The sequence below is a fragment of the Ruegeria sp. CDSB114 genome (assembly GCF_059611025.1).
This window is the reverse complement of the sequence record NZ_JBXWOT010000006.1, coordinates 109,688-118,971: the sequence shown is the minus strand read 5'-3', so window position 1 is coordinate 118,971 and position 9,284 is coordinate 109,688. Positions and strand designations below refer to the sequence as shown.

The 9,284-nt window shown below is 55.8% G+C and carries 12 protein-coding genes; 3 read left to right on the top strand and 9 right to left on the bottom strand.

Annotated elements, in window-relative coordinates; all coding sequences use genetic code 11:
• Positions 1-10: 10 nt before the first annotated feature.
• The 4 genes from AC2FIP_RS14560 to AC2FIP_RS14545 form a co-directional block, all read right to left on the bottom strand.
• A complete protein-coding gene (locus AC2FIP_RS14560) occupies positions 11-1,246 on the bottom strand; it encodes an NAD(P)-binding domain-containing protein (RefSeq protein ID WP_496709454.1) in 1,236 nt (411 codons plus the stop codon).
• Between the two features lie 27 nt (positions 1,247-1,273).
• Positions 1,274-1,840 carry an OsmC family protein gene (locus AC2FIP_RS14555; RefSeq protein ID WP_496692757.1) on the bottom strand — a complete coding sequence of 189 codons (567 nt, stop codon included), beginning with the start codon at positions 1,838-1,840 and terminating at the stop codon, positions 1,274-1,276.
• 688 nt (positions 1,841-2,528) lie between these two features.
• On the bottom strand, positions 2,529-2,774 hold the full coding sequence (locus tag AC2FIP_RS14550; protein ID WP_496692758.1) for a hypothetical protein: 246 nt from the start codon (positions 2,772-2,774) through the stop codon (positions 2,529-2,531).
• Between the two features lie 200 nt (positions 2,775-2,974).
• Positions 2,975-3,253, bottom strand: a complete 279-nt coding sequence (locus tag AC2FIP_RS14545; RefSeq protein ID WP_496750627.1) for a hypothetical protein — start codon at positions 3,251-3,253, stop codon at positions 2,975-2,977.
• Between the two features lie 327 nt (positions 3,254-3,580).
• Between AC2FIP_RS14545 and AC2FIP_RS14540 the strand changes: the two genes are divergently transcribed.
• On the top strand, positions 3,581-3,823 hold the full coding sequence (locus AC2FIP_RS14540) for a hypothetical protein (protein WP_496786973.1): 243 nt from the start codon (positions 3,581-3,583) through the stop codon (positions 3,821-3,823).
• Between the two features lie 221 nt (positions 3,824-4,044).
• On the opposite strand, the gene AC2FIP_RS14535 is transcribed toward AC2FIP_RS14540, so the two are convergent.
• Positions 4,045-4,704, bottom strand: a complete 660-nt coding sequence (locus tag AC2FIP_RS14535) for a sulfotransferase family 2 domain-containing protein (RefSeq protein ID WP_496692761.1) — start codon at positions 4,702-4,704, stop codon at positions 4,045-4,047.
• Between the two features lie 590 nt (positions 4,705-5,294).
• Here AC2FIP_RS14535 and map point away from each other — a divergent pair.
• Entirely contained in the window at positions 5,295-6,107 is an 813-nt protein-coding gene (map, locus tag AC2FIP_RS14530; RefSeq protein ID WP_271952408.1) for a type I methionyl aminopeptidase, read from the top strand.
• On the opposite strand, the gene AC2FIP_RS14525 is transcribed toward map, so the two are convergent.
• The 4 genes from AC2FIP_RS14525 to AC2FIP_RS14510 are packed head-to-tail and all read right to left on the bottom strand — an operon-like array spanning position 6,095 to position 8,695.
• On the bottom strand, positions 6,095-6,274 hold the full coding sequence (locus AC2FIP_RS14525) for a hypothetical protein (RefSeq protein WP_496786972.1): 180 nt from the start codon (positions 6,272-6,274) through the stop codon (positions 6,095-6,097). The two genes, map and AC2FIP_RS14525, sit on opposite strands and share 13 nt — an antisense overlap.
• Positions 6,275-6,298: 24 nt before the next feature.
• The gene (locus tag AC2FIP_RS14520) at positions 6,299-6,946 is read right to left on the bottom strand and encodes an HAD family hydrolase (protein ID WP_496786971.1); all 648 of its coding nucleotides are present in this window, start codon (positions 6,944-6,946) and stop codon (positions 6,299-6,301) included.
• Positions 6,927-7,487: a 16S rRNA (guanine(966)-N(2))-methyltransferase RsmD gene (rsmD, locus tag AC2FIP_RS14515; protein ID WP_496786969.1), complete on the bottom strand. Its 561-nt coding sequence runs from the start codon at positions 7,485-7,487 to the stop codon at positions 6,927-6,929. Before rsmD ends, AC2FIP_RS14520 begins: the two co-directional genes overlap by 20 nt.
• Positions 7,484-8,695, bottom strand: a complete 1,212-nt coding sequence (locus AC2FIP_RS14510) for an NAD(P)/FAD-dependent oxidoreductase (RefSeq protein WP_496786968.1) — start codon at positions 8,693-8,695, stop codon at positions 7,484-7,486. The genes rsmD and AC2FIP_RS14510 overlap by 4 nt, the downstream gene beginning before the upstream one ends.
• A gap of 99 nt (positions 8,696-8,794) precedes the next feature.
• Here AC2FIP_RS14510 and AC2FIP_RS14505 point away from each other — a divergent pair, with 99 nt between their 5' ends.
• A complete protein-coding gene (locus tag AC2FIP_RS14505; RefSeq protein ID WP_142638675.1) occupies positions 8,795-9,280 on the top strand; it encodes a peroxiredoxin in 486 nt (161 codons plus the stop codon).
• Positions 9,281-9,284 lie beyond the last annotated feature (4 nt).

Genomic DNA, 9,284 nt, shown 5'->3' with positions numbered 1-9,284 from the left:
TTGAACTCCTTCAAGCCGCGTGGCGGTTTCGATTGGCAATAAGGTGATCGGAAAGGGCCTGCGCATCACCGCCCACGCCATCAATCAGCGCCGACTTCCGACGCCGCATGAAGGGCAATCCCAGGACGTATAGACCGGGTGCAACGATGCCCTGATCGTGGACCAAAATGCTTTTCCGGTCGAACACAGGAAGCTTCAGCCAACTGAATTCGGGGGAATAACCCGTTGCCCAGATGATGGTGCAGATCGCTCCGTTTCTCAGATTGGACATGAGGTGTGGCGGGTTGGACAATAACGTCGGGGGCAACAGCTGCGCCTCGGGAAGGCCTGTAATGTTCACGCGTTCGGCCCAGTCGTCGAAATGCTTAAGAAGGCGGCCGATCTTCAAGTCCGACATGGCACAGTGATTGGCAACTGAGCCGGAAAACTGCGCCATACCGTTTTGAATGCCGACCAGTCGACCCGTTACTGCAACCCCCATCGCCTGAAGCGTATTCAGGTCAATGGAGCCTATTCCAGAATCACCCATCAGTTGGAACGAGGGCACGCGGCGGGCGCGTTCGATATCGTCCACATCCTTGACGCGGACGTCCAGAATGCCGCTACGATCCATCCACCATTGAATATCCCGCCCACGATAACGCCGCGGCGCACGGATATGCTCCCCAACGGCAAGGGTCACAGCATGCCCCGCTTTGCAGAGTTCAGCGGCAACCTGCACGCCGCTGGCTGACCCTCCAACCACCAGCACACCGCCCTTTGCAACTTGATCAGGCGATTTATACGTTCCGAGCGACAGCTGCGTGACGCCTTCCGGAACAGCGCCCGCCAACTGAGGCAGTTTAGGCCGTGCGCAAGCCCCACTGGCGACAACGACATGGTCGCAGATCCAATCGCCCTTGTTGGTGCGAACCAGATAGTTGTTCCCGTGAGAGGTCACAGAATGAACAGCTGTGTGCTCTTCGACCGGGGCATCGATCGCATGGGCATAGTCACGCAGATAACCAGTGATCTGGGGCATGTTCATATACCCGTCCAGATCAGGTCCTTTATACCCATACCCCGGCAACCTTGACTGCCAATTTGGAGTAAGCAGCCGCAGGCTGTCCCACCTGTCTTTCATCCAGGACTGCGCCACCTCGCCCCGCTCCACCACAACATGCGCAACGGAACGGTCCGAAAGACACTTGCTCATTGCGAGCCCGGCTTGCCCGGCGCCAATGATGACAGTCGAAATATGTCGCATGACGCTCGCTCCTGTAGCAATCGCGGCCTAGGCGACGACCACATGTACGTTGGTCGGATTGGTCATAAGATCAAAAACAGTGGATCGTTTTTGTGACTGTGCGACCAAAGCGCGAATGTCATCGTCGCTTGCGTCAGCATCGATATCAAAGGTCACACGGACTGCACTGAAGCCGTTGCGAATGTCGGGGTCCATGCCCAATATCCCGCGCATATCCATATCACCCTCGACAACGCATTGTACGTCATGCAGTTGGATGCCCCGATGTTGCGCAACTGCAGCGATGCCACCGGTCAGGCAGCTCGCCAATGCGGACAATGCGATTTCCGGGGGGGTCGGCGCGCTGTCACGAGCAGCGAAAACTTCTGGATGGTCCGAGCAAATTGAAAAAGTTTCTTTGCGTGTGTGTTCTTCACCTAGGCCAAAATAGCCATTGATGGTGTTGCGGCTTTCACTGCCGTCGACCCAGTCGCAAGTGCTGCGGAATGTGAAGGACGCAGCTTTTGGCATCTCGGCAAATGCGCCCCGTGCCCCGATCAGGGCCTCGGTATTTACGCCATTTGAAACGGGCTTGTCTTGGGGTTGCGTGGTCATTGTGTTGTTCCTTTAGAAGTGTGTTGAGCTGTCGGTGCGGCTCGATACGACGACTTCTATGGAACACGCGCTCTGCGTGATACTTCACGGTCGAAAGCAATCCACTACATATTTGATAGTAAGAAAAAGAAGCTAACGCCGCTAGCATTGCGAAGGATGGATCTGGCGAAATTGGCTATTTGCCTAAGCCGATTTGTTCTGTGCCTTTTTGCCTGTCTTGGTAGGCCGCTCCCCATGTTGTCCGGCAGTACCGTTGAGCGCTTGATGCCAAGCAGGCTTCTTGACAGGGTTTGCACCCGGGCGCCTCGCCTTGGGCTTTTTGGATTTAGGCATTGGGTGTCCTCTCTTGGTTGCAGGCAGGTTTATTAGGTTTGAGACCGGATTGATACCACCGAGTTCAGGCTTGGACATGATGTTGGGCAACTGGAATCAAATCAATCCGATCGTACCCTTATTTAGAAACGCATCAGGGATTGGTTTGCCCCAACAATAAAACTGATCCTTTGTGAATGCTGCGCCATGTATCAACGGCGGCAATGGCGGGCTGCACCGCAGCATGACAGGGCCGGATCGAGTGGCTGCTCTAGGCCGTCCTCATCCAAGTAAATGTGTCTGAACCCCGAATTTCCTTCTGCCTCCAAGGTCTGGTCCAGCCCTACAAAGTCGAAAGCAATTTCTATACTTAAGTTCAACTGGGCAAACCGGCTGCGCGTAGGCCAGCAGCAAGGTGTTCGAAATCATCTGGTTGCCGCCACATCGTCTGAAACCCATGAGTGAGAGTAGAAACGGTTTCTTCATTCACTCGGATACCTCGGCTCATGAGTTCGTCGCGACGCTCGGCTGTAAAATCAACGAGGGCTGCTTCGGCCTCTGCCTGACGATCAAGCTTTGCATAGAAGGCCGCCACGAATGCTGTCACAAGGAATTGAGCCAAGCCTCTCCCATAATCCAATCGATGGCCGGGGGGTGCAAAGGATCCAACTGCATTGCCTCAGATACGACCTCACGCGCCTTCTCATGCCTCTCGAGCAAAAGAAAGGCGTATCCACACCAAGCCATGGACTCTGCCTCGTTTTCGATCAAAGACAGCGTTTTTTCAAACTGGGTCTCAGCCTCTTGCCAAAGGCCTGCGCACTAATAGGCGAAACAGAGTTGGTCCTGGATGTAGACATCCCGGTTGTCCAGTGCCGTCCCCTTTCGAGCAATTTGCAATACATGGTTGGTTGCTTCGGTAACAGCAAACCCTAGCCAAATATCAATGACATAGGTATCTGAAAGGTACATGAACGATCGCGCGATTGTCGGGTCGAGGGCTACTGCCCGTTCTAGCAGGGCCCGTGCCTTTGCCGTATCTCGGGCATTCAGGCCCTCGCGAAGGGCTTTGCCCTTTAGCATTAGCTCGTAAGCCCTCATTTCCTTTTCTGGCTTTCGGGGCAACATCGTGCTGAACCCGCCCGGGGAGGACCGCCACGATGCTTCGTGTCACATCGTCTTGAACCTCCAAAACATCCTCTAATTCACGATCATTTCGATCCGACCACAACTGCAATCCCCAAAATTGAGTCTGAGAACTGCTCCGAAACTCTGACCCGGCTCCCTGCTTTTCGCACACTACCTTCGACAAGATAATCCGCGCCCAAAGTCGCCGCAATTTCAGCTGGATCGGCTTCCTTGCGTCTGAAGCGAAAAGAGGCGTTCCTTGAGACCAACTGAAGCGTGCAAAAGCGCGACAATCCTGTGATGATGTCTTCTGTAATACCATCACTGAAAAAACTGTTCTGGATCATCGCTCAGGTTGTGGAATGGCAAAACGGCGATTGTGGACGAATTGCCATGGCCGCAGATATCGACCCGACCTATGCAGCGGCGTTCGAGGCGGCGCAGCTAGGGGTGTCGAGAAACTGGTCTACGGCACGCGGATATCGCCTGAGGGCGATTTGGGTGAACTTAGCCGAAAAACTATCGTTCATGCAGAAGCGTTGAAGGGGTAGTTTGAGCCCTGGGTGACCAATTTTGCATGACGAACGGACTGGCGCAATGCGCGGAAGGCCGCCTCCTCGTTTCATTAGTACGGTCCAATCCAAACGCACAGATCTGCTATTTTCGCCGCGATGCAGCTTTCGCATTCCTGCCGTTCGTCCCATCTCCTGTAATATTGCGTCGGTAATGACTCGGTCGTGGACTGAGCTGAGTCTCTGGGCGGCTTAGTCAACGGCGCGTGTTTCAAACTCGTACTCAAATCGTTCAATGTCGAGTTTATAAACTTGGTCGACTATCTCTCTTTCACGGGGGCCGTAGTAGCTTGAATAGTGAACTTTCTCAGTGCTGCTCTTATTAAGGTGCGGTGGTGTGCTTCTCACATCGAAAAGACCATATTCGAGCGCAACTTGTTCAACGACCTCGAAGTCGGATGCGAAGTTCTCCAGTTTCCCTAAGAAATCCAACTCCAAAGGTACGTAAAGAGATTGAGGAAGCCAATGATGATTGACCTTCTCTTTCGAGAATTGAAGGAACTGCAGAAAGTCCATGTCTTCTCGCCCACCCATAGAACGCAGTTGATTCACGCGAAAAGGCTGCGTCGTAAACATCTTCCAATTCGACACAGCTCTGGACCAAGGGTTCCGGACAAAAGAAAATCGAAAAAGGTTCTTTGAAAAAAGGGGCAGATGACGAAGGCTTTTGCTTTCATCTTCTCCAAAGAAAGATCTGCGGATAGAACTAGAAGCACTCTTGGGGACGTCAAAATAGACCAAAGGTGCGTTTACATACCGAAAAGTATAGTTTCCTCGTCCTCCGGAACCTGGGCAGCCGCACGTCGGACAGTCGCATTTGATGCGTCTTGCCGTAAAAAAGCTAAGTAACATATGGGCTTCCCTCCCGTGTCGATAGCGCCGCGTTTTCTAGCAAGATCGTTGATAGAGAGAAAGCAATAACTTTGTTTCGCCTATTGAAGAGACCGCGAATGAGGGCGGTTTTGCACTCCCGATTAACTGGGTCGAACACCTTGCAAGAAGCTTCGGTTGTCGCTTTAGTCAGGCTAGCAGACGGTTGTGCTTTTTGCGGGATTAGTCAAAAACGGGGCCACCCGGCGCAGTAAGTTTGAAAATGTGAGTTTGAACGACCGCTCTCGGATCTGCCCTATGTGTCCTTTCGCATCCGCAGCAATCCATAGTTCGTTGCATCGGGTCTTTTTCGAGATGGGCACAGAAAGCAACCACCAGCCGCTCACCAAGGGAGGATGACCCGCAAGATGTCTGCCAAGCCGACATTGGCGGAACCTCTCTGGCTGGGCATAGAGCTCAGAAAAAGGATCCGCCCAAACAAAGGCGATCCGACCAATCCTTGAAGCCACGGCATTGATCCCCATCTTAACCCGCGACCGTGCGCCCTCTGGTACTTTCTGCACAAGCAGCGTAAAAAGGGTGCTGCGCGAAATATTTGGAGCCTCGCATCGATGAAAGAACATCGTGGCCGTCTGACCAAGGACGGTATCCGTATCTATGAACAGGGTGACTTTGCCGGCATGCAGGCGGCGGGGGCTTTGGCTGCGCGGATATTGGATGATATTGCCGATCATGTGTTTGTCGGCCAGACCACTGGCGCGATTGACGGGCTCATCACGCAGATGGTCGAGGATGCGGGCGCAACATCGGCCACGATTGGCTATAAGGGCTATCAGCATGCCAGCTGTATCAGCGTCAATCATGTGGTCTGCCACGGCATTCCCGGCGACAAAAAGCTGAAGGATGGCGATATCCTGAATATCGACGTGACCGTTATTGTCGACGGCTGGTTCGGGGATACCTCGCGCATGTATGTGGCCGGCAAGCTGCCGCGCAAAGCCGAACGGTTGATCCAGATCACTCATGATGCCCTGTTCAAGGGCATCGAGATGGTCAAACCCGGCAACACGTTCGGCGATATCGGCCACGCGATTCAATCATTTGTCGAGGCACACCGGATGAGCGTAGTCCGCGATTTTTGCGGCCACGGGCTGGGCCGGGTCTTCCATGCACCGCCAAACGTTCTGCACTATGGCCGTCCGGGCACTGGTGCGGTTCTGGAAGAGGGCATGTTCTTTACCATCGAACCGATGGTCAATCTGGGCCGCCCCGAGACCAAGACGCTGGCCGATGACTGGACCGCCGTGACGCGCGACAAGTCACTGTCGGCACAGTTTGAACACTCGGTCGGTGTAACGGCAGATGGGGTCGAGATCTTTACCCTGTCGCCAGGCGGTAAGTACCACCCGACTTATTCTTCCTGATCCGCGGCCTGTTCCCGTAGCAGCTTTAGCAGCAGGGTTTCCCGCCCCCATGGCGTGACCGCATCATGGATGAAAACCGGCGCGCGCAGAGGCGTGCGCTGGGGATCGGTTGCGGTGTCAGCCTCTTGCGGAAGTGACCAATTCGACGGGGTCAGTGCACGGTCCATGCCCCGCAGGGTAACATGACCGGGTCAAATCCCCAAAAGCGCCGGAACCTGCGCCATGTCAGAGAAGACTTCGCCCCCCGCAGCGGCCAGTTTTTTACCGCCATCATGCGGTGCATAGGCCAAACAGCGCATATGTGCCCTGCTTGCTGCGGTCACACCGCTGAGGCTGTCCTCGATCACCAGAGGGTTTGACGCGTTGAAGCGTTCAGCCGCAGTTAGAAACAATGTCGGGTCCGGCTTGGCCGTTCCCAGGACATGGGCCGAAAAGGCGACATCGCGAAACCGCTTCCACAACCCGTTCTGACCCAAAGTGATCTGCATCTTGTCCGGGCTGCCGTTCGAGGCGACACAGAAGGGCAGCCCCCTTGCCTCGAGAACCGCCAGCAGGTCCGCCACGCCGGGCATCAGCTGAACACCAAGACGGAGCTGGTCATAGGTTTCCGCATAGACCTCATCGACCCAGTCATTTGACAAGTCCGCGCCCAGCGCCCTTGCCTTGTCCCGCACCCCGGTCATGGTGCCCCCAACGAACAGCTTCATACTGTCTTCGATTGTCAGGTTCAGGCCATAACGGGCAAGATTGTCGACCAGTACCTGATTGGACAGCGGCTCACTGTCGACCAGGACTCCGTCGCAATCAAAGATCACCAGATCATGCATCCGGATCGCCATTCCACATCAGGGTGATATGCGTGTCGCCATATTTGCGGCTGTTTTGCAGGACGAATCCTTTGGGCGGCTGCATGGGCGCGTTTTCCTCCCAGACCACAAGGGCGCCTTGTGCGAACCAGCCCTCTGACAGGGCAGCAATCGCCTTTTGCCCAAGGGATTTACCATAGGGCGGGTCCAGGAAGATCAGATCATAAGGCGCTGCAGGATTGGCTCCCAACCGCGTGGCGTCGCGACGGATCAACTCGGTACAGTCAGAGCTGCGGGTCAGGTCGATATTCTTGCGGATCAGGCCCTGTGACACGCGGCCATCATCGACAAAGCTCACATGTGTCGCACCGCGCGACAAGGCCTCAAGCCCCAGCGCACCGGTGCCTGCGAACAGGTCCAACACGCGCAGTCCGTCAAAATCAATCTGATGGGCCAGTACGTTGAACAGGCTTTCGCGTACCCGGTCTGTGGTCGGGCGCAGATGCGCGCCGGCGTCCCCCTTGCCGACCGAGGCCAAAGCCCGACCTCGGAAGGCTCCGGCGATGAACCTCACGCTTTGAGCAGCGGTTTCAGGTCCGCATCCGGGTCGGCCACAATAGCAGGTTCAGCTGTTTTTCCGCTTTCAATCAGACGCTTACCAACCATATAGGCACGCGGATCGTTCATCGCGTCGACCGCGATCAGCTGATCGCCCTTATAGTACCAGAAGGACACGGTCTGCCCGTCACCTTTGCGGGTCACCACCCGGTCATACCCGGTGTTCAGGCCCGCGATCTGCAGTTTGACGTCATACTGATCCGACCAGAACCACGGGGTCGCAGTATAACCCTTTGCCGCGCCCAACATGTTCTGGGCAACAATCTCGGCCTGATCAATCGCGTTTGGCACGCTTTCCAGACGGATACGCCCGCCAGCATGCGGGAATGAGGCGCAATCGCCCGCCGCCCAGATCGACGGATCAGAGGTGCGCCCAAGCGCATCTGTCTTGATGCCATTGTCCAGCTCCAGCCCGGCCATCTCGGCCAGTTGGGTCGCAGGGGCGATGCCAACACCGACAACAACGAAATCGACCGCCAGTTCTGTTCCATCGGTCAGCACCGCGCCAGTGACCTTGCCGTTTTCACCCAGCAAACGGTCCAACCCGACGCCTTCGCGGATATCGGCACCATATTCGGAATGCAGCGTTCTGAAATAGTCACTGGTTTCAGGGGCGGCGACCCGTTGCAGAATGCGGTCGGCCATTTCAACCAAGGTCACCTTGACCCCGCGCTTGGCGCAAACGGCTGCGGCCTCAAGCCCGATGTATCCTCCGCCCACGATCAGCGCACGCGCGCCTTCGGACACATAGGGTTCCATTTCGTCCACATGGGCCAGATCACGCACCACATGCACCCCGTCCAAATCGCCGCCAATAGCGGCTGGAAGGCGGCGCGGATCCGATCCGGTGGTCAGGGCCAGCTCGTCGTAAGCAACAACCTGATCACCCAGCGTCACGGTCTTGGCCTGAGGGTCGATTCCGGTCACGCGCTGACCAAGGCGCAGGGTGATATTGTTATCGGTATAGAAGTTTTCGGGGCGCAGGAAGAGGCGCTCTAGCCCCATCTCACCCAGAAGATAGGCCTTGGACAAAGGCGGTCTCTGATAGGGCAAATGCGGCTCTGCGCCGATCAGAGTAATCTCGCCGTCGAACCCATCTTTACGCAGCCGGGCGACAAGCGAAGCACCTGCCTGGCCGGCGCCAATCACGACAATATGGCTCATATTCCCCTCACCCTGTCGAATTCCCGTGGTCACTTTTGTTAGCTCACCTATATTGCGGCTAGGCCCGACTCTGCAAATCCAAATGACAGGAGCGAAAAAATGATTTCAACAGGTGACACTCTGCCCGACGCCACATTGACCCAAATGGGGGCAAATGGCCCTGAAGAGGTCCGCGTTTCGGACAAGACCAAAGGGCGCAAGGTTGTCATTTTCGCCGTGCCCGGCGCCTATACCGGCACGTGCACAACGGCGCATGTTCCAAGCTTTATGCGTACCAAAGACCAGTTCGATGCAAAAGGCGTGGAAGAAATCATCTGCATCTCGGTCAACGACCCCTTTGTCATGAGCGCCTGGGGCGAGTCCACCGGCGCAACTGCGACTGGCCTAACCATGTTGGCCGATGCGGCGTCTGAATTCACCAAAGCCATCGGGATGGATTTCGACGCCCCGCCCGTTGGTCTGATCGGCAGGTCCAAGCGCTATGCGATGCTGGTCGAAGACGGCAAAGTGGTCGCCATGAACCTGGAGGAAAATCCCGGCGTCTGCGAGATTTCCGCAGGTGAAGGGCTGTTAGAGGTTATCTGACCTG